General features: G+C 44.3%; 22 protein-coding genes and 1 pseudogene. 18 read left to right on the top strand and 5 right to left on the bottom strand.

The annotated features are described in order from the left end of the window. The first annotated feature begins 6 nt into the window (after positions 1-6). Positions 7-2067 carry a DUF7619 domain-containing protein gene (locus G6047_RS03815; RefSeq protein ID WP_169526156.1) on the top strand — a complete coding sequence of 687 codons (2061 nt, stop codon included), beginning with the start codon at positions 7-9 and terminating at the stop codon, positions 2065-2067. A 113-nt stretch (positions 2068-2180) separates the two neighbouring features. Here the strand turns inward: G6047_RS03815 and G6047_RS03810 are convergent, their stop codons facing one another. Then, a complete protein-coding gene (locus G6047_RS03810) occupies positions 2181-2657 on the bottom strand; it encodes a TspO/MBR family protein (protein WP_169526155.1) in 477 nt (158 codons plus the stop codon). A gap of 141 nt (positions 2658-2798) precedes the next feature. On the opposite strand from G6047_RS03810, the gene G6047_RS03805 reads away from it, so the two are divergent. The 4 genes from G6047_RS03805 (at position 2799) to G6047_RS03790 (ending at position 6347) form a co-directional block, all read left to right on the top strand. Continuing rightward, entirely contained in the window at positions 2799-3890 is a 1092-nt protein-coding gene (locus tag G6047_RS03805; protein ID WP_169526154.1) for a diphosphomevalonate/mevalonate 3,5-bisphosphate decarboxylase family protein, read from the top strand. 133 nt (positions 3891-4023) lie between these two features. Beyond that, the gene (locus tag G6047_RS16745; RefSeq protein ID WP_317168269.1) at positions 4024-4326 is read left to right on the top strand and encodes a four helix bundle protein; all 303 of its coding nucleotides are present in this window, start codon (positions 4024-4026) and stop codon (positions 4324-4326) included. Positions 4327-4341: 15 nt separating this feature from the next. Then, the gene (locus G6047_RS03795) at positions 4342-5280 is read left to right on the top strand and encodes a mevalonate kinase family protein (protein ID WP_169526153.1); all 939 of its coding nucleotides are present in this window, start codon (positions 4342-4344) and stop codon (positions 5278-5280) included. 116 nt (positions 5281-5396) lie between these two features. Further along, entirely contained in the window at positions 5397-6347 is a 951-nt protein-coding gene (locus G6047_RS03790) for a geranylgeranylglycerol-phosphate geranylgeranyltransferase (protein WP_169526152.1), read from the top strand. Here G6047_RS03790 and G6047_RS03785 read toward each other — a convergent pair. Next, positions 6336-7673 carry a serine hydrolase domain-containing protein gene (locus G6047_RS03785; RefSeq protein WP_169526151.1) on the bottom strand — a complete coding sequence of 446 codons (1338 nt, stop codon included), beginning with the start codon at positions 7671-7673 and terminating at the stop codon, positions 6336-6338. The two genes, G6047_RS03790 and G6047_RS03785, sit on opposite strands and share 12 nt — an antisense overlap. A 173-nt stretch (positions 7674-7846) precedes the next feature. Between G6047_RS03785 and G6047_RS03780 the strand changes: the two genes are divergently transcribed. The 10 genes from G6047_RS03780 to G6047_RS03735 all read left to right on the top strand — a co-directional run bounded on the left by G6047_RS03780 (position 7847) and on the right by G6047_RS03735 (position 14022). Further along, complete coding sequence (locus tag G6047_RS03780; protein ID WP_169526150.1) at positions 7847-8776, top strand: pseudouridine synthase; 930 nt, start codon at positions 7847-7849, stop codon at positions 8774-8776. Positions 8777-8857: 81 nt separating this feature from the next. Continuing rightward, a complete protein-coding gene (locus G6047_RS03775) occupies positions 8858-9166 on the top strand; it encodes a GIY-YIG nuclease family protein (RefSeq protein ID WP_169526149.1) in 309 nt (102 codons plus the stop codon). A gap of 65 nt (positions 9167-9231) precedes the next feature. Beyond that, the gene (locus G6047_RS03770) at positions 9232-9585 is read left to right on the top strand and encodes a nuclear transport factor 2 family protein (protein ID WP_169526148.1); all 354 of its coding nucleotides are present in this window, start codon (positions 9232-9234) and stop codon (positions 9583-9585) included. 6 nt (positions 9586-9591) lie between these two features. After that, a complete protein-coding gene (locus G6047_RS03765) occupies positions 9592-11376 on the top strand; it encodes a DUF885 domain-containing protein (protein ID WP_169526147.1) in 1785 nt (594 codons plus the stop codon). A gap of 60 nt (positions 11377-11436) precedes the next feature. Continuing rightward, positions 11437-11817, top strand: coding sequence for a hypothetical protein (locus G6047_RS03760; protein WP_169526146.1), 381 nt, complete (start codon positions 11437-11439; stop codon positions 11815-11817). A 15-nt stretch (positions 11818-11832) separates the two neighbouring features. Next, a complete protein-coding gene (locus tag G6047_RS03755; protein WP_169526145.1) occupies positions 11833-12348 on the top strand; it encodes a hypothetical protein in 516 nt (171 codons plus the stop codon). Between the two features lie 5 nt (positions 12349-12353). After that, positions 12354-12773, top strand: coding sequence for a DUF1801 domain-containing protein (locus tag G6047_RS03750; RefSeq protein ID WP_169526144.1), 420 nt, complete (start codon positions 12354-12356; stop codon positions 12771-12773). A 51-nt stretch (positions 12774-12824) separates the two neighbouring features. After that, positions 12825-13034 (top strand): DUF4287 domain-containing protein, encoded by a 210-nt coding sequence (locus G6047_RS03745; protein WP_169526143.1) that lies wholly within the window; start codon positions 12825-12827, stop codon positions 13032-13034. 41 nt (positions 13035-13075) lie between these two features. Next, positions 13076-13630, top strand: a complete 555-nt coding sequence (locus tag G6047_RS03740; protein ID WP_169526142.1) for a GNAT family N-acetyltransferase — start codon at positions 13076-13078, stop codon at positions 13628-13630. After that, entirely contained in the window at positions 13627-14022 is a 396-nt protein-coding gene (locus G6047_RS03735) for a DUF1801 domain-containing protein (RefSeq protein WP_169526141.1), read from the top strand. Before G6047_RS03740 ends, G6047_RS03735 begins: the two co-directional genes overlap by 4 nt. 50 nt (positions 14023-14072) lie before the next feature. Here the strand turns inward: G6047_RS03735 and G6047_RS03730 are convergent, their stop codons facing one another. From G6047_RS03730 to G6047_RS03720, 3 genes are all read right to left on the bottom strand, one after another. Beyond that, positions 14073-14744 (bottom strand): type 1 glutamine amidotransferase domain-containing protein, encoded by a 672-nt coding sequence (locus G6047_RS03730; protein ID WP_169526140.1) that lies wholly within the window; start codon positions 14742-14744, stop codon positions 14073-14075. Positions 14745-14773: 29 nt separating this feature from the next. Beyond that, positions 14774-15064: a putative quinol monooxygenase gene (locus G6047_RS03725; RefSeq protein ID WP_169526139.1), complete on the bottom strand. Its 291-nt coding sequence runs from the start codon at positions 15062-15064 to the stop codon at positions 14774-14776. A 161-nt stretch (positions 15065-15225) separates the two neighbouring features. Next, positions 15226-15804 carry a Crp/Fnr family transcriptional regulator gene (locus G6047_RS03720; protein WP_169526138.1) on the bottom strand — a complete coding sequence of 193 codons (579 nt, stop codon included), beginning with the start codon at positions 15802-15804 and terminating at the stop codon, positions 15226-15228. A gap of 129 nt (positions 15805-15933) precedes the next feature. Between G6047_RS03720 and G6047_RS03715 the strand changes: the two genes are divergently transcribed. From G6047_RS03715 to G6047_RS03705, 3 genes and pseudogenes are all read left to right on the top strand, one after another. Beyond that, positions 15934-16218, top strand: a complete 285-nt coding sequence (locus tag G6047_RS03715; protein WP_169526137.1) for a hypothetical protein — start codon at positions 15934-15936, stop codon at positions 16216-16218. A gap of 55 nt (positions 16219-16273) precedes the next feature. Beyond that, positions 16274-16957, top strand: a complete 684-nt coding sequence (locus G6047_RS03710) for a Crp/Fnr family transcriptional regulator (RefSeq protein ID WP_169526136.1) — start codon at positions 16274-16276, stop codon at positions 16955-16957. A 399-nt stretch (positions 16958-17356) separates the two neighbouring features. Continuing rightward, positions 17357-19184: pseudogene (locus G6047_RS03705) on the top strand (hypothetical protein); the annotation flags it as partial.

The raw sequence follows: 19184 nt of genomic DNA, 5'->3' as shown, positions 1-19184 counted from the left end.
CATGCTATGAAGAAGAAATTATTGTTACTTATATCGCTATTTTCAATTCTGGGATATTCGCAGTGCTTGCCGCCTACCGCAGGATCTGTCGTCAATTATACCCAATTCACTGCGACACTGTCTTGGGCTTCTGAAGGCGCGTCTGACCAATGGGGCATCTATGTTGTTCTGGCTGGATCTCCTTCGCCAGATGAAGCTACCGTTCCGGGTTATTTCAGCACCACAACAGTCTTTACTATTGCAGATCTCAACTGGAATACCTGTTACGATTTTTATGTCAAAGGAATTTGTGGCTCAGAATCTACTCCCTGGGTTTCATGTGGTTCAGCTTGTACCTTATCTTACGCGGGTTGCGGCGGGACATATGCTGACTCTGGCGGGCCTATGGGAAACTATGCGCCAAATTCAGACGAGACCATAACTATTTGTCCTGAATCTCCCGGAGATGTTGTTACCGTAACGTTCAATGAATTTAATGTGGAAACGTATTTCGATGCACTTTATGTATTCGACGGCAACACGGTTTCTGCCCCACAGATTGCCAGTGATAACGTGGCAGGCAATGTTCCTGGCGGACTTTCAGGCGGATTTTGGGGTAACGTAATTCCGGGGCCATTCTCATCAAGTTCTATAGATGGCTGCCTTACCTTCAGGTTCCGCAGCGACTTTTCAAATACTACCGCTTCAGGCTGGATTGCTAATGTAACTTGTGGACCGCCATTGAATTCACTGGAGCTGTTCGCCTATTTTGATGCCAACGCCAACGGCACGAAGGATGCTTCTGAAGAATTCTTCACCAAAGGAACCTACGAAATCACTTCGGCCAGCGGTAACGAGGTTTTTCCTTTTTATTCCGGTAACGGCTATGCGGTAACTGCGGCAAATCCGTTTGAAACCTACAACGTTTCATTTACCATAGATCCCGAATTCGCTCCGAATTTCACCGCTCCGTCTACACAGACCAATATTGCCATAACAGGTGTCACTCCGGTTTATTTTCCTATTGTTGCCGCCAACCCGCTTTCCAACATGGAAGTATCGATTTACGCCGGAGCCTATCCGAATGCCGGAACAAGCAAACGTATTATCGTACATTATGCCAACACAGGGAATACGCAAATGAGCGGTACGCTACATTTTACTTCAGATCCCGCCTTGAACGTGACTTATACGGTTCCTCCTTATCCGTTGCCCGGCGGAGGTTTCAGCATCGACTATGATTTGGATCCGTTCCAGCAGCATGATGTGGATGTTTACCTGAATGTGCCTTCTATTCCGACCGTTTCTATCGGGCAGCCTGTACAGTACAGTGTTTCTCTTGCATCATCTGATGACATGCCAAACGACAATGTGTATTCCGTAACCCAGTCGATCGTTGCGTCTTATGACCCGAACGATATTGCCGAAGCGCACGGGCCTCAGATAGACATCGATGATTTCACTGCAGACGATTACCTGTATTATACCATCCGCTTCCAGAATACCGGAAATGCACAGGCTATGGATGTTCGTCTTGAGAATACGCTCGACGCACAGATTGATCCCGAAAGTTTACGTGTTGTTTCGGCAAGCCATGACTATCAGGCGGAGCGAATCGGGAATCAGCTGACATTCCGGTTCGACCACATCAATTTGCCCTATGAAAGCCAGAACGATCCGTTAAGCCACGGTTTTGTAACGTATAAAGTCAAACTGAATCCGGGTTTTACAGTGGGTGACATCATCCCGAATGTAGCCGAAATTTACTTCGACACGAACCCGGAGATCGTGACCAATACCTTTGAAACGGAATTCGTGGAGCAATTAAGCACTGCGGATTTGAATTCCGAAAATGTTTTGTTATATCCGAATCCGGCTTCTCAATATGTATCAGTCAAGACATCGAACAATACCATAATCCGGAAGTTGAACATCATCGATATGGTTGGAAAATCTGTAATGTCATCTGACGGAAATGGCTCTTCACAACTGAACCTCGACATTTCGAAACTTTCAAAAGGAGTTTATCTGATGGAAATATCGGCAGACATGAACCTGAAAACAATTAAGAAACTGATTGTACAGTAATTTGAACGATCTTCAAATAAAAAATCCGTTCTGGTAATTCCGGAGCGGATTTTTTGTTTTAGGTAATATGTGTTTTCCAAAGGCAATCGTCGAAATTATCAGTGTTTATGGTATTATGTATTCAGATACCAAAGTGACGCATTGAGTATCAAGGCAAAACTGACCCATAAAATGTAAGGTACAAACAACCAACCCGCATATTTACTGATCCGGACAAATTTGTAGAAGGTTTCATAGATCATGAGCCACAACAGGACGATTTCCACGAGTGCCAGAAACGGATTTTTGAGACCGAAGAAAAGCAACGACCAACCCGCATTCAAGGCGAGCTGGATAAAGAAATACAACAGTGCTTTTTTGACATCTTCGCGTTGGAAATCGATTCGTGCCCAGACCAAACCGGCCGCAACTCCCATAAAAACATAAAGTGTTGTCCATACCGGCATAAACAGGTAATTCGGTGGATTGAACGATGGCTTTATTAAAGTCGGAAACCACGTATGGACGCTGGTTTGGGTAGCGACACTGGAAATATAACCAACACCCAGGCAGGTGGCGAGCATTATCAGGATTTTTATGTATTTGTTCATTTGGGCTAACGGATAACTGTTTTGCGAAGATAGGAAGACAGTATTGGATTACAGGGTTTATGGCAAACAAAGGCTTAGATCGCCCGATACTTTCCATCGCCCAACTGTCAACCATTAACCGTTAACCGTTACCTTTGCCCCATGAACAACCCGAACCAATTCATTCCAACACCATATACGAATTCCGTTGATTCCGGCAACTTTACCTGGAGTGCACCGAGCAACATCGCCCTTGTCAAATACTGGGGAAAACGCGAACCGCAAATACCTGCAAATCCGTCCATCAGTTTTACGCTGAACAAATGCAAGACCATTACGACCTTGTCTTTTGAGCGCAAACGACACGGCGGTTTTTCATTCGATTTACTGTTCGAAGGCCAACCCAAGGAATCGTTCAAACCGAAAATCCTCAAATTTTTTGAGCGCATTGAAAGTTACCTGCCTTTTTTGACCGATTTCCATTTTACGATCGACACGAGGAATACGTTTCCGCATTCTTCCGGCATTGCTTCATCTGCATCCGGAATGGCGGCACTTTCCATGACTTTGATGAGTGTGGAAAGACTTTTAAATCCAGAAATGACCGACGATTTCTTTTATCAGAAGGCATCTTTTTTGGCACGTCTCGGTTCCGGAAGCGCCTGCCGCAGCATCAAAGGAAATCTGGTGGTTTGGGGCGAACATGAAGACATTCCGCAAAGTTCGGATTTGTTCGGGGTTGAATTTCCATTCGAGGCACACGAGGTATTTCAAAACTATCGTGATACGATCCTGATTGTGGAAGAAGGACAGAAATCCGTATCGAGTACCGTCGGCCATGATTTAATGAACGGCAACCCGTTTTCCGAAGCGCGTTTTGCACAGGCACGGACGAACCTTACCCGTTTAAAACAGATTTTGATCGACGGCGACCTGAAGTCTTTTGTCGCTCTTGTCGAATCGGAAGCTTTATCATTACATGCCGTGATGCTGACCTCGAATCCGTATTACATATTGATGAAACCGAATACCTTGGCTATCATTGAAAAAATCCGGAAATTCCGCAGTGATACTAATGTGCCGATTTGTTTTACGCTTGATGCGGGAGCGAATGTGCATGTGTTATATCCAGATGAATACAAAGGAGTAATCAAGACATTTATAGATGGAGTATTATCCCTGTTTTGTGAAGGTGGAAAATATATTGAAGATAAAATTGGAAATGGTTCTGAATTGTTAACGGTTAACAGTTAACGGATAACAGTTAGGCCTGTTGAATGTATTTGACTACTTTTGCATCATCAACGCCATCCATCATGAATAAACCTCCAAGTTTAATACGGGAAAAGTCTTTCCTGTTCGCTCTTGAAATTATTGAGATTTATAAATATCTATTGAACAAAAAGAATTTGTATTATCAAGACAATTACTTAAATCAGGAACATCGATTGGCGCGAATATTCGTGAAGCGCAGTATGCCGAAAGCCGAGCCGATTTTGTTCATAAAATCAGAATTGCTTTAAAAGAAGCCAATGAAACTGAATACTGGCTGGATTTACTTTCCGAATCTAAATTTATTGATCCAGAAACCTATATTCGGCAACAAAATAATATTAAACTGCTTTTGAAGATTCTAATTCGGATTGTAAATTCCACTCTCAAAAGCAACCCGTTATCTGTTAACCGTTAACTGTTAACCCACAATATGAAAGGACCTCTTTTCTATTCCAAAATCCTCCTCTTCGGGGAATACGGTATCATCAAAGATTCCAAAGGACTTTCCATCCCTTATAATTTTTACAAAGGCGCACTTAAGGTTTCGGATAATCCTGACGAGGAAGCGGTTAAATCCAACGCCAGCCTGAGCCGCTATGTGTATTATCTGGAAACGATGCAACAGGATCATCCGGATCTGGTTCAGTTCGACCTTGAAAAAATGCATCACGATATAGCCGAAGGCATGTATTTCGACTCGAGCATCCCGCAAGGTTACGGAGTCGGAAGCAGCGGTGCCTTGGTTGCAGCCATCTACGACAAATACGCCAAGAATAAAATTACCGTTTTGGAGAACCTGACACGTGAGAAATTGGTTCAGCTCAAGACTATTTTCGGGCACATGGAATCGTTTTTCCACGGAAAAAGTTCCGGACTCGATCCGCTCAATTCCTACCTCAGCATTCCAATCCTCATCAATTCCAAAGACAATATAGAAGCTACCGGAATTCCTGCACAGGCCGCTACAGGTAAAGGTGCGGTGTTTTTGCTCGACTCGGGAATCGTTGGCGAGACAGCTCCAATGGTCAATATTTTCATGGAAAATCTAAAGGACAAAGGTTTTCGTGCGATGCTCAAGAATCAGTTCGTGAAATACACCGATGCGTGCGTCGAGAATTTCCTCGGAGGTGACATCAAATCATTGTTCGCGAACACTAAAAAACTGTCCAAAGTGGTGCTGAATAATTTCCAACCGATGATTCCGGAGCAATTCCATGGCATCTGGCAACACGGCCTCGATACTAATGATTACTATCTTAAGCTCTGCGGATCCGGCGGCGGCGGATACATTTTAGGCTTCACGGAAGATTTCGAGAAAGCACAAAAAGCGTTGTCAGGTCACAAATTGGAAGTCGTTTACAAGTTTTAATTTTATGGCGTTGCTTTCAGCCCGGGCTGTCCCACTGCAATCTTTTTCAAAACTTTGCAAGGTTTTGAAAAAGGATTTCCGTTTGCATCCCTAACGCGCCCCATTCTCCAAACCAAATGCTATCCAGAAAGAACAAGCTTTTCCTTAAGAAAATCCTGAGTTTGTTCTCGGTCATCCGCGGATACAATATTCCTGTAATTGCGCTTGCCCAATATCTTTCGGCCATTTTCATCCTGGCACCACAGGAAATGCCTGCACTGGATGTGATCCTCGATGTCAATGTTTTTCTGCTCGTTTTGGCATCGTCTGTTGCCATCGCCTCAGGCTATATCATCAACAATTTTTACGACAGCGAAAAAGACCTGATCAATCGTCCGCGCAAATCCATGCTCGACCGGCTCGTAAGCCAAAAGACGAAACTGTATGTGTATTTCACCCTGAATTTTATCGCCGTCGGTTTGGGATGGCTGGTTTCGTGGCGTGTCGCGTTATTTTATGCACTGTATATTTTTGTGATTTGGTTCTATTCGCACAAACTCAAAAAATATCCGATTGTGGGGAATATCTCAGCTTGCTTATTGGCTGTCGCCCCCTTTTTCGGAATCCTGCTGTATTTCGCCAAAATGGATAAATACACCATTTTCAGACCTATGCAATTGGAGATTATTTTTTCGCATGCAAGCTTTCTTTTCCTGCTTTTGCTGATTCGGGAAATGACAAAGGATCTTGAAAACCTTCGCGGCGATTTAGCCAATAATTACCAGACAATCGCGGTCCGCTACGGGGAAAATGTGTCCAAGATAGCCATATCTATTTGTGCCGTTCTGACCATTGTTCCGGTGTACATCCTTATTGAATTGTACGATGTGGGCTATATGGATTTGTATTTTTATTTCTGCCTCGGTTTCCTCATGTTCTTTGTCATGTTCCTGTGGCGGTCAGAAAACCGGACGCAATTCCTTTGGCTGCACAACGCTTTGAAATTCGTCATCGTAGCCGGAATTTTCTGCATCATCCTGATCGATCCTAGCGTGTTGGTCCATGGAAAGCGAGTCTTACTTTCTTAAACCAGTTGCCAGTTCATAAGCCTTCGTCAAAAACTCGGGATAAAGGCGTTCGCGCTGAAACATATTCATGTAAAACAGTACGATCAGGTCATTTTTGGGATCGATTATATATTCCGTTCCCAACATCCCGCCCCACGCATAAGCTGAATCAGACACCGCCGGCACTGTTTTTTTCTGCGGATTGAAGAGCTCAAAGCCCAACCCGAATTGAAAGCCTTTTTCGGCTGAATTTACCGCCGGCAACCTGTTGATGGTTGTCATGAGTTCCACCGTTTCGGGTTTCAGTATCCTATGCCCGTTGAACTCACCTTTGTTGAGCAACATCTGGCAGAATTTAGCATAATCTTCAATGGTTCCGTTCAAGCCCATTCCGCCTTCCGCATACGTTTGGCTGCTGCTCAATGCGCCGTCGAGATACAGGGTTGGCCCTGGCTGTAGCTTGCCATCTATATACGTATATGGCTTGACAAAACGCGACCTGGAATCGGCCGGAAAATACCAGTCCGTATTTTTTATTCCCAGCGGCTCAAAAACGGCTTCTTTTACATATTGTCTCAATGGCTTGCCTGAAATACGTTCGATCAGGTACGCCAGCATATTGGAACTCGGATGGTAATTCCAGTCGGAACCAGGATCGAATCCAAGCGGATATTTGACCAGATCGGTCATTTGTTCACTCATGTATTTCGCGTCCAGATTCAAGCCGTAGGTATATTGTCCATTCGGTACTTTTTCAGGAATCGGGCCACCATATCCGGGCGGACCTAAATCTTTTTCTCCCTTTGCCATTCGGATTTGCTTTACGAGTCCTGCATTTAATCCCGAAGTATGGGACATGAGATGAACAAACGTCATTGGTGTTTTTACCGGACGTGTTTCGTACGTTCCATCCGGATTGACCTTTGTGACAACACGGTTCGGGATTTCCGGGAAATACTTTGACACCGGATCGTTTATGGAAACAAGGCCTTTGTCTACCAATGTCATGAAAGCTACTGTAGTGATGGCTTTCGTTTGGGAAAAAAGCTCGTAATAATCATCGGTCGTAGCGGGAATATTATGCTCCGGATCTTTTAACCCGAATGCTTTTTTGTAAATGACATTGCCTCGTTTGGCAATGAAAGCTTCCACACAATTCAGTTTTTTATCTTTCACAAAAGATTGGAGCACAGAATCGACGCTTGCTATTTTTTTTGGATCGATGCCAAGGGATTTTACATCCGGGTTTTGATTGAAGCTTTGCGGGATTTTATTCTGGGCAAAGCTTTTTGCGCCGTTAAACACAATCAGGATGAGGCAGTAAATTAGCGAACTATATTTCTTCATATTGCGTTGGTTTGTAAACCGATGTTATTTCAGATAAAGTTAACTAATAAATGTATTTATAACACCTATGGCAATTGTATTTCGTTTAGATGTGGGTTCAGTTGGAAACGATAGTGTTTGCTGTCCAAAAAATCCACAAAACCAAATTACCTATCTTTGCAAAAAAATTCAATATGGACAAGCCGAACAATCGTTTTGAGAAGAAATCCGGAAAAGACGGAAGAGTAAATTTTTCACGTCCCGGAAAGCCTAAAAGCGATGGAAGCTCCAAACCCGCTTTGCCGAAACGTTCGCAAAAACCAAAGGCAAAACCGGAAGCCACCACTGAAAAACCTGCATTCGACAAACGTGCGACACGGCCTAAAAAAACAGCGGCTCCAAAAACGGCAAATCCAGATGAAATCCGTCTGAACAAATATATTGGCAATTCGGGGATCGTTTCTCGCCGTGATGCCGATATCTACATCCAATCGGGCAACGTGAAAGTAAATGGCGAAGTCGTGACCGAAATGGGTTACAAGGTGAAGCCGGGCGATGTAGTCAATTTTGACGGAAGTGTAATTACTCCTGAGAAAAAGGAATATGTTTTACTCAATAAACCGAAGAATTTCACCACTTCGGGCGAAGGAGAAAACGATATGCGTAACGTACTTGAATTGGTACGCGGTGCTTCCAAAGCAGATTTGAAACCCATAGGCCGAATGGATAAAAACACTACCGGATTGTTGTTGTTCACGAACGATACGGACATGATCCGGAAGTTTGCCCAACCGAACCAGAAATCGGCAAAAATCTATCAGGTATCACTCGGGAAAAACTTCAAATTCGAAGATCTGGAATCTATTTCAAATGGAGTAACGTTAGATGAACACCGTTTGTATGTTGATGAAATCTCTTACATAGAAGGTGAGGCAAAATCTGAAGTCGGGCTTAAATTACGCACAGCGAACGTAAAAGTGGTACGTGCGATTTTTGAGAAATTCGGATATGACGTGGCTAAAATCGACCGTGTTTCTTTTGCCGGTCTAACCAAAAAGAACCTGCCACGCGGCAATTACCGCTTCCTGACCGAACAGGAAATCATCAACCTCAAAAACTCCTGATTTTTTTTTAACATTTTTTACATTTTTTCTGTAACTGACAAACGATAAGCGTACGTAACTTTCGGGCATAAATTATACGCCATGTCCGTTTTCGTCTACATTCTCAGCAATCCGTTGCGCTCTTCAATCTATGTTGGTTTTACTTCCGATTTGAGTTCGTCTTTGCATAAACTCGATTCTGCAATGACATCTAAAATTCCAAAAAAACACAACCATCTTATCTATCTCGAAATGTTGCGTGATGCAGATTCGGCCCGACTCCGCATGCAACAATTCAGACGCGGCCGCCGCAAATGGAAATGGCAGCACATCATGAACTGCAATCCGGACTTGCGTGAAATGAATGATGTGACCGATGCCATTTTCGAATCTGCATTGTGTACGAGTTGATGAAACAATGACAAATCCATCTGTGGAAGCAACATTTTTCGCTATTTTTATCGGAAAACAAATCCATGTCCACAGAACCTGTCGCCATTGCCTGGATGGAAGCTTTCAACGCGAAAGACATCGAGGCATTGCTGTCTTTATATGACGATAACGCACAACATTACAGCCCAAAACTCAAAGTCCGAGAACCGCAAACCAACGGTCTCATCATAGGAAAAACCGCCATGAGGAACTGGTGGCAGGGCGCGTTCGACAATATGCCGACCTTGTTCTACAAAGTCATATCGCTTACGGCAAATGAAAATCGTGTGTTCATGGAATATGTGCGCGAACTTGAAGGCGATGACGATTTGCTCGTCGCCGAAGTCCTCGAAGTGGAAAATGGAAAAATCACAGCATCACGTGTGTATCACGGATAAATCAATATGAAAAAATCAATTCTCGCAGCCGGAATCGCTGCCGTTTCACTGGTACTGGTCCAGTGTAAAAAATCGGAACAAAAAACAATTGACATGCCTGCCGAATTCGCCAAAATCACAAAAGCTTATTTTGACGACAAGAACAAGCTGAACCCACTTGATGCCACATACAATGGGCAGGAAGGCTATAACGACCAACTGGCTTTTGAAATGACCGATACACACAGAAAGGCCCAGCGTATCTTTTATGACAAATACCAATCGCAATTAAAAAACATAGATACTACCGCTTTATCGGCAGAAGAAAAAATCTCGTACGGCATCATCAACTGGGAAACCAAAACCGGCCTTTTGATGCTCAAATCCCCCAACAATCTAATCCCGATCAACCAGTTTTCGAGCACTCATTTAATAATTGGCCAATTCGCAAGCGGTGAAAGTGCACAGCCATTCAAAACGGTAAAAGATTATCGGGATTTCCTGGCCCGCATGGATAAATTTTCGGCCTGGGTCGATTCGGCTATGGTTTACATGAAGAAAGGGATTGAACAAAAAGCCACGCTGCCAAAGGCATTGACGGTAAAAATTACGCCTCAGTTCGAAGCCTGGATTTCAGACAAACCACAGGATAATTTCTTTTACACTGTAATCAAAAAAATGCCTGCGGATTTTCCGGAAAAAGACAAGAAAGAACTTGCAGATGGTTATGCAAAGACCATAGCTGAAAAACTGGTTCCAAAATTCCGCGAAATGATCGCATTCTTAAAGGGCGATTACCTGAAGGCTTCACGTTCCACAAGCGGTTACGGAGCTTTGTCTTTTGGGAAAGAAGCCTACGAGACTTATGTCAAACAATGGACAACGACCGACATGACTCCGGACGAAATCCACGAACTCGGCCTTAAAGAAGTCGCGCGTCTGAGGGCCGAAATGCAAAAAGTCATGGATCAGGTTGGCTATAAAGGCGACATCAAATCTTTCTGTGATTATGTCCGTGATAAGCCGGAACTCAAGCCGTTTAAAAAACCCGAAGAAGTCATCGCCAATTTCAAGAAAATCCATGCTACGATAAAGCCGAACGTCGATAAATTGTTCTCGCTTCAACCTAAGACACCTTTTGAAATCCGTCGTACCGAAGCATTCCGTGAAGCGTCGGCATCCGCTGAATACGTGCAAGGTTCCGCTGACGGAACACGGCCGGGAATTTTCTACGTCCCTATTCCGGATGTAAAAAAATACAATTGTTACGCGGACGAAGATTTGTTCCTTCACGAAGCGATCCCGGGCCATCATTTCCAGATTTCGCTCCAGCAGGAAAACAAGGAATTGCCGGATTTCCGCAAGTTCAACTGGCTTGGTGCCGAAGGTGAAGGTTGGGCATTGTATACCGAAAGCCTCGGAAAAGAACTCGGGCTATACACAGATCCGTATCAGTATTTTGGAATGCTCAGCGGTGAAATGTTACGTGCTACAAGACTTGTGGTAGATACCGGATTGCATTGGAAAGGCTGGACGCGCGAACAGGTCATCGAATACAAAATGGCCAACGAGGCCGAACCTGCCGATGGTATTGTGATGGAAACCGAACGCTACATGGCTATTCCGGGCCAGGCATTATCTTACAAAATCGGGCAATTGAAAATACTCGAATTACGCCATAAAGCCGAAACGGAAATGGGAGCTAAATTCGACATCAGGGAATTCCATAAACAAATTCTCGAAAGTGGATTGATGCCATTGAATTTGCTTGAGGCGAAGATTGACAGATGGATAAAAGGTTCGAAAAACTGATGCTCTTTTCCTAAGCCACAACCGTAATTTCTTTATGATTATTCATCATATCCGGACGCTATGAAAAACATGCTCTTTTTGCTGGCACTTTTGCCATTGCTCTCAGCAGCCCAGACAGTAAGCTGCTCCGATTACAAGACCGGCGAATTCGTATATCCGAACAACGCCAATAAAGTAAGCCTGCGAAAAGAAACGACCCAGGAAAGTTACAACGATGGCAAACTCGAAGCGGTCTGGAATGTCAAATGGCTCAGCGATTGTAAATACGAACTCGTGTGTACCAAGCGATTAAAAGATGATTCACCGTTTCAGCTTGGCGACAAAATGGTTGCGACCATCCTGGAAACCGACGATTCGTGTTATACCTTTTCACTTACGGTTTTCAATTCGCTCCATCCGGAAGGTTTCGAAGTACCGAACGGGAAAATGTGCCGCAAATAAATCAAGGACGAAACCATGAAAAACATAATTTTATCGCTGATCTTATGCAACGGTCTTCTACTTAATGCCCAGCGTTTGGAACCCGTGGAAATCTCCGGAACTGAATTCGTTGCAATACCCTATTTTGATACGGAAAAAACCGGCGATTCGGAATCCGGCATTAAGTTCATAAATACCGCAACCGGAGAAATCAAGCAAGCCATACTGCCAAAGGACAATCACGTCGCCCGACTCGAACACGTGAAAATCGAATCGCTCGGCATTGACAAAATCGTCGTCATCATCCAGAACGAAGGCAAATCGGTGATCGTGAAAGGGACAAGACAAAGCCAGTTAAGCGTTTATTCGGTAAATGGAACGCTTGAAAAAAACATCATTTTGGACGCTGAAGTCGGAAGAGACCTGATTGTCAATAACGTAACTGGCCGCTTGGTACTGATTTCTTTTAAAGGCAGTAAATTCGCTCCGGAACATAAACAGGAGGAAATCATATATGATCTTCGGACCAACTCCATCATTCCGTCAAAATAACAATTATGGCACAGAACAAAACAGCTGAAACCTCGGCATCGGTGACGGAATTCATCGAATCCAAAACACAGGGACAGAAACGCGAAGACAGTTTTGCCCTTGTCGAATTATTCAAGAAACAAACGGGTTTTGAACCCAAAATGTGGGGCCCGAGCATCGTCGGGTTTGGATCCTATCATTATAAATATGACAGCGGACATGAAGGCGACGCACCACTGGCCGGTTTTTCGCCACGCGCCGATTCCTTTTCCCTATACCTTTCCTGGGACTATGAAAACCGCGACGAGCTTATGGCAAAACTCGGGAAACATAAGGCGGCAAAAGCTTGTGTCTACATCAAGAAATTAAGCGATGTAGATTTGGATGTGTTGTCACAAATGATCAGCAATTCCTTTAGGCAAATTCAGGAGAAATACAGCAATTGATTCCAGACATTGCGTTTTCTGAAATGATTCAATGCTTTAAATATTCGAGCTATGAAAAAAGAATATTGGGATGTCGATGATGTTCAGGTCATTGAAAAAACAGGAAATGCTATCTCACACTGGATAACAATTCTCGATGAATTCAATGCCGCCGAAAAAAAATCGAATGACTCCGTTTCGCTGTTGCAATCGGAATATAATGTACCCCGATATTGGGCAAGAACGTTAACCACTTTATATCTGAAATCAAAAGGCAAATGACCTGAGAAAAGTGTGAGATACCTTGATAAATTGCTCAACCAATGTCTGACAGAATAGAAATACAAACCCCTCGCCTGCTGCTAAAAAGTGTCACGCCCTCAATCATCACGACCTGTTTTGAAAATAATTCACAGGATGAAATCAAAGCTTTTTTCGGTGTCGATCAAAACGGATTCGACCATTTGAAAAATATGTATGAAAAAGGCATGGAAACCCATCGGCTATCCCTGTTCTATTTTTTGTTGCATGAAAAAAATACCGACAGGATTATTGGCGAATGCGGCTTTCACACTTTGAACAAATCACACCATCGGGCCGAATTATTCTACAGCCTTCGACAGGATTCGGACAAACGCAACGGATTTATGACAGAAGCACTCAAACCGATTCTCGATTTTGGTTTCAACCAATTGGGATTGCATCGTATAGAAGCACTTACGGCTCACTGGAATATTCCGTCCTTACGAACACTCGGCCATTTTAATTTTACTTTTGAAGGAACCATGCGCGAAGATTATGTCGTGGATGGGAAGAACGAAGACTCCCAATGTTATTCGCTCCTGAAATGGGAACATGAAAAACACCATGCAAAATGAACAATGACATTCAATTATACAACGATTCCCAGATGAATCCGGATTCGGAAATCTGCAACTTGCTTTCTGGAATCATCGATGCAAATTTGCCTGAAGCCGAAAGCAAGATATGGCATGCAAGCCCGGTTTGGTTCCTCGATGGAAATCCTGTAGTCGGATACGGAAAATTAAAAAACTGCGTGCGGTTGTTGTTTTGGAGCGGACAGTCTTTCCATGAAGAAAACCTGCAAAACGAAGGCAAGTTCAAAGCCGCCGAAGCCCGATATACAACTGCTGATCAAATCAATACGGACGACCTTGTACGATGGATCAAAAAAGCACGCGATATACAATGGGATTATAAAAACATCGTGAAGCGACGCGGTGTCTTGGAAGCACTGACGAAATTCTGAAATAAAAAAGCCCCTGCAAACACAGAGGCTTTTGTTACCGTCTTTTAGATTTATGCTTCAAGTAGCCCGATCATTTTTTTAGCAACTCCTTTGGCCGATGCAGGATTCTGTCCGGTGACGAGATTCCCGTCTGCGATACTGTTGGCGATCCACGGTGCGGCTGCGTGGAATATCGCTCCTTGTTGGGTCAGAGCGGTTTCAAGCTCGAAAGGAACATCGGCTTTTGCATAATGGTCTTCTTCTTCATTCGTGAACGATGCGATGTTTTTTTGATTGACGATGTAGCTTCCATCACTCAGTTTCACATTGAGCAAAGACACCGGACCATGACACACAGCACCCACAACGGCGTTGCGTTCATAGGTTTCCCGGATCACTTGTTTTAGTTCCGGATTTTCGGGCATATCGACCATTGGGGCCAATCCGCCGGGAACAAAAATGGCATCGTAACCGCTTACGTCGACGGTTGATAATTTCGCGGCTTTCTGCATGTCGGCCCAGCCTTTTCCGGTAAGGAAAGACAGGTTTGCCGGATCGTCGGCCAGATTCAATGCATCGAGATATGGCGTATCTCCGCTAAGGCTAGCAAAATCTATCTGGTAATTCGCTTGTGCAAACTCGTGATACGGATGCGCTACTTCAGGAAGGAATGTTCCCGTTCTTCTGTTGTTAGGGCCAATGGTGTTGGCGTTTGAAACGATGATTAGAATTTTTTTAGACATGATTTCCGGGTATTAAATAGTATTGTTAATTAGAATAATTGTTTGACCATGACCACTTCACGGGTTTCAAGAAGCGGGATGATTTGTTCCGCCACGATTTTGTTGTAATGGGTTGAATTTTTATGGTCTTCGAGCGCTTGCGGATTGGTGTAGCGTTCGTGAAGGAATAGTTCGTTCGGGTTGTCTTCCGACTGATATATGTTGTAGAAGATATTTCCTTTTTCTTTTTTGGTTTCGGTTGCCATTTGCTGCAACAGTTCCAGGACGCGGGCTGTTCCAGATTCTTTGATTTTCCATTTTACGATGAGTTCTTTTTCCATGATTCGTTGTATTTATTTCGATGATTAGTACATGACAAATCTCCGTCGGATTTCACTCTTAAAAATTGATGTATGGTAATTTCGACAGCTGATTTAAAGACATGACAAATTCGTTCCGATGCATTCGTCGGAGCAATAATCTGCCAAAAAACAATTGTGATTTATTCGTGTGCGAGCTCTGCCCTGACCCTGCTCAGACTTTCCGGAGTGATGCCTAAATAAGAAGCCAGGTGATAATTCTTGATGCTCGATTCGATATTCGGATAGGTCTTGAGAAACGTCTTGTATTTATCTTTTGCAGACATCGCCAGATCTGACAAGATACGCCTTTGGAAACTCGCAAAAAAACGCTCCATCTTAATCCTGAAGAAACTCTCGATGGCAGGAATTTCTACATACAACTGCTCCATGCTTTCCTTTGATATGCGATAGATGACCGCATCCTGCACACATTCTATATTCAATATCGAAGTGCCTCCGGTGAAAAAAGCCGTATAATCGCTGATCCACCAATCGCAGATGGCGAATTGCAGCGTGATGTCTTTTCCGGCTTCGGTAATGAAATAGGTTCTGAGGCAACCGCTGCCAACGTAATATTGGTACGGAACGAGCTGGCCGGCGCTCAAAATCATATCACCTTTTTTAACTACGATCTCATCGAATTTCGATTCGGCTGCAATCAATTGACCCGGAGAAAAATCAATCCCTTTGAAAATATCGGACGCACTACTTTTTTGCATGAATTAAAGATACACGTTTAAGATATCCGGAATTAAAATGAATTTCCAAACCATGACATTTGTCATATTTCTGCCAAAATCCGGGCGGTAATTTTACCTCATCATTCTAAAAGACCAGGAATCATGAGTATGTATGAAATTGTTTACCGTCAGTTTGAAAAAGGATTTTTAGGAAGCTGTGCGCTTACCGTCTTACTCCAGAGTTGCGTAGGTGGGATCAGCGCGATGGCCGTACTCCACAATGGAAATTCATTGCCGCAGATGATACAGCTTTTTTTGGTTGTCACTTCTTCACTTGCCGTCAATGGCGCCATCATTTCCGTCCAACCGCCAAAGACTGTTTTTAATTTGCTTTTACTCGGTCAATTGACCTGCATTGTTTTGGGAATCGTCAATTTCGTGCGGTTTGTGTAATACGGTTGGCGCTTGTGCCCAAAGTTGTAAATTTGCACGAACCAAAGTGGCATCCATGTCAAAGTGCGAACAGTGCATCGTCCGGCAATTAAGTGCAATCAAAGCTCTCGGCAAAGAAGAGTTGCTGCGTATGGCCGATTGCAAAACCTCTAGCACCGTCCGCAAAGGGGAAAACCTGTTTGAAGAAGGCGACCACATTGACGGTATTTTCTGTATCAAAGACGGCGCGTGCAAACTCACAAAACTCAGCGCCAACGGAAACAGCCAGATTGTGAAACTCGCAAAGAAAGGCGAATTGCTCGGCCAGCGCTCGGTTATAAGTGGCGAACCGGCAAACCTCAGCGCCGTTGCTTTGGAAGATATGGAAGTGTGTTTTATTCCTTCAAAAGACATCACGGCTTTCCTCGACCAAAATCCGCAATTCTCAAGATCGATGATGCAGACGCTGAGCAAAGACCTAAAAGATGCTGACAATATACTCGTCGGGATGGCCCAAAAAACAGCAAAACAACGCCTCGCAGAAGTGCTTCTTAATCTTGAAAAGACTTTTGGCACAGATGCGGACGGCTACATCTCGCTTCAATTGTCACGCGAAGAAATGGCTGGGATGATTGGGACTGTGCTTGAAAGCTGTATCCGTTTACTGTCTGAGTTCAAGAACGAAAGGCTGGTTGCGCTTGAGGGAAAAAAGATACGGATTTGCGATAAGGCCGGATTGGAGCGTCGGGCCTATCAGTAAGGGCGATCACTTTGCGACCGTACCCATTTGCACTACTTGTTTTTTCAAGACGGAAATCCTTCCAAACCGCTCGTTAGTAGCTTGAAAACCCACGTACATTCATCGGCAGGAACACACTCAATTGTTTGATTTAGATTCGCGCTTCAGATACCACATTTCCGTATCTGTAAAAAGCCGTATCCCAATGAAAGATTTTTTAAGCCTTTTCACGAATCATGTCGCCGATTTCCTATCGCGCCGACGTTCCCGTCATTACAACAAACTTTACAAAAAAACAATCTTGATTTCAATAAAATCGATTGGAAAGAAAGAAGTATTCCGTTAGGTTTGCGCGCGATAATTCCTGCAAATCTTAAAGCAGGCTTCACCTTAAAATACCATAAAATCAAAATCAAACAAATGAACAAAATTACGATTGCATTTTTTGCCCTTATTGCCAGTTTTGCTTCTGCCCAGGATGGTGTCAGCGATGCGACATTCGGGACAAACGGGAGCGTCCTGATCAACACCCCGACCGTTTCCTTTCACAACAAACTCCGCTCGGACGGCAGTATCCTGTACCGCGACCTCAACGTCATCCGTCACCTGACTTCAAACGGGATTGCCGATACGTCTTTTGGCGCAGGCGGACAAATTACCATAACACAACCCGGAGTCCATCAGGGCCTTGTCGATATCGAGTCCCAGAACAAGATCATGGCTTTTACCAAATATGATATGTTCGAGGTGTACTACTTCGGCAGATATAATGCAGACGGAACGCCGGATACTACAATGGGAACCAACGGACTTGGCTATCTCGGGCTGAACCTTGAAGACATAGAACGGGGAATACTACCGTCGCTTTCGCACAACGGCGACTTTTTGTTCATAGCCGGAAACAGCGACACGGCTTATGGATCAAAGAACAACATCCTGCTGCAGAAATTTTCGTTTGACGGAGTCGAAGATCCGTCATGGAATTACTCCTTGAGCAGCTATGGCATAAACCAGTTGAATTACAGCGGTGAAAGCTCGGATGATTATGATAACGACGTAGACCTGATGGCAAATGGCAATGTAGTAATTACCAGCTATTCCAACTTTACCGGAAGCACGACACACGACCACAAGGCGGGTATTGTGATTGCCAAAGCCACTCCGAACAATGGTGCTTTCACGGCCGTGAGCCCATATACCAATTATTACCGCGACGTCAAGGCGCAATCTTCTGTTGGGCCAGCTGATAAAATTTATTTGCTTTCCGGAAGCGACTATGACACGTTCCCTGAATCTTCAAGCCCGGTCAATACGGTGACGCGCTATATGCCGAATGCCTATTTTGACCTGACGTTTGCACCGTCGAACGCCACTAAATATATTACGCTTGACCTTGGTGGAAAAAAAGCGAGTTTCCACAGAATCGCAGTCCAGCCGGACGGAAAAATCATACTTGCCGGAATGACGTGTACCAACGGAATGGCAAACAGCTATCCGGACCTGATCCTGGCCCGTTATCTTGCGACCGGAGAATTGGATACCACTTTCGGTAACAACGGATATATACTTCACGATATAGATCACCCGACGACAGCAGCCAACAACAACGTCCTGACCGGTTTGATCGTTTCACCGGATTTCAGTTCGATTTATATCACAGGTAAAAACCTGGAGAATTCAATCATCCTCAAATACAGCAACAATTCGATGCTTCCGGCTACAACGCCGACTTTCACTCAGGTTGCTGCCATTTGCTCAGGAGAAACATTGGCCGCACTTCCTACCACATCCGGAAACAATATTACCGGAACATGGTCGCCTGCAATCAACAATACGGCTACCACAACGTATACATTTACACCGGCTGCGGGACAAAATGCAACGACGGCTACAATGACGATAACGGTAAACCAACCGACTTCCGAAACCATCACCCAAACGGCCTGTTCAAGTTATACTTACGGCGGACAGACATATACGGCAAGCGGAACGTACACACAGACCTCGACGAACGCTGCGGGTTGTGTCCACACGACGACGCTGAACCTGACGATCAACCAACCGACTTCCGAAACCATCACCCAAACGGCCTGTTCAAGTTATACTTACGGCGGACAGACATATACGGCAAGCGGAACATATACACAGACATCTACTAACGCTGCGGGTTGTGTCCACACGACGACACTGAATCTGACCATCAACCAACCGACTTCCGAAACAATCACGGAAACGGCTTGCTCAAGTT

This window comes from Flavobacterium silvaticum (assembly GCF_012911565.1).
GTDB classification, from domain to species: domain Bacteria; phylum Bacteroidota; class Bacteroidia; order Flavobacteriales; family Flavobacteriaceae; genus Flavobacterium; species Flavobacterium silvaticum.
Note: the sequence above shows the minus strand (reverse complement) of the source record. Positions and strands in the feature narration are given on the sequence as shown.

Bases quoted from the DNA above. Each gene is read 5' to 3' on its own strand.
- G6047_RS03815 (WP_169526156.1), top strand. From the start codon at position 7: ATGAAGAAGAAATTATTGTTACTTATATCGCTATTTTCAATTCTGGGA.
- G6047_RS03810 (WP_169526155.1), bottom strand. From the start codon at position 2,657: ATGAACAAATACATAAAAATCCTGATAATGCTCGCCACCTGCCTGGGT.
- G6047_RS03805 (WP_169526154.1), top strand. From the start codon at position 2,799: ATGAACAACCCGAACCAATTCATTCCAACACCATATACGAATTCCGTT.
- G6047_RS03795 (WP_169526153.1), top strand. From the start codon at position 4,342: ATGAAAGGACCTCTTTTCTATTCCAAAATCCTCCTCTTCGGGGAATAC.
- G6047_RS03790 (WP_169526152.1), top strand. From the start codon at position 5,397: ATGCTATCCAGAAAGAACAAGCTTTTCCTTAAGAAAATCCTGAGTTTG.
- G6047_RS03785 (WP_169526151.1), bottom strand. From the start codon at position 7,673: ATGAAGAAATATAGTTCGCTAATTTACTGCCTCATCCTGATTGTGTTT.
- G6047_RS03780 (WP_169526150.1), top strand. From the start codon at position 7,847: ATGGACAAGCCGAACAATCGTTTTGAGAAGAAATCCGGAAAAGACGGA.
- G6047_RS03775 (WP_169526149.1), top strand. From the start codon at position 8,858: ATGTCCGTTTTCGTCTACATTCTCAGCAATCCGTTGCGCTCTTCAATC.
- G6047_RS03770 (WP_169526148.1), top strand. From the start codon at position 9,232: ATGTCCACAGAACCTGTCGCCATTGCCTGGATGGAAGCTTTCAACGCG.
- G6047_RS03765 (WP_169526147.1), top strand. From the start codon at position 9,592: ATGAAAAAATCAATTCTCGCAGCCGGAATCGCTGCCGTTTCACTGGTA.
- G6047_RS03760 (WP_169526146.1), top strand. From the start codon at position 11,437: ATGAAAAACATGCTCTTTTTGCTGGCACTTTTGCCATTGCTCTCAGCA.
- G6047_RS03755 (WP_169526145.1), top strand. From the start codon at position 11,833: ATGAAAAACATAATTTTATCGCTGATCTTATGCAACGGTCTTCTACTT.
- G6047_RS03750 (WP_169526144.1), top strand. From the start codon at position 12,354: ATGGCACAGAACAAAACAGCTGAAACCTCGGCATCGGTGACGGAATTC.
- G6047_RS03745 (WP_169526143.1), top strand. From the start codon at position 12,825: ATGAAAAAAGAATATTGGGATGTCGATGATGTTCAGGTCATTGAAAAA.
- G6047_RS03740 (WP_169526142.1), top strand. From the start codon at position 13,076: ATGTCTGACAGAATAGAAATACAAACCCCTCGCCTGCTGCTAAAAAGT.
- G6047_RS03735 (WP_169526141.1), top strand. From the start codon at position 13,627: ATGAACAATGACATTCAATTATACAACGATTCCCAGATGAATCCGGAT.
- G6047_RS03730 (WP_169526140.1), bottom strand. From the start codon at position 14,744: ATGTCTAAAAAAATTCTAATCATCGTTTCAAACGCCAACACCATTGGC.
- G6047_RS03725 (WP_169526139.1), bottom strand. From the start codon at position 15,064: ATGGAAAAAGAACTCATCGTAAAATGGAAAATCAAAGAATCTGGAACA.
- G6047_RS03720 (WP_169526138.1), bottom strand. From the start codon at position 15,804: ATGCAAAAAAGTAGTGCGTCCGATATTTTCAAAGGGATTGATTTTTCT.
- G6047_RS03715 (WP_169526137.1), top strand. From the start codon at position 15,934: ATGTATGAAATTGTTTACCGTCAGTTTGAAAAAGGATTTTTAGGAAGC.
- G6047_RS03710 (WP_169526136.1), top strand. From the start codon at position 16,274: ATGTCAAAGTGCGAACAGTGCATCGTCCGGCAATTAAGTGCAATCAAA.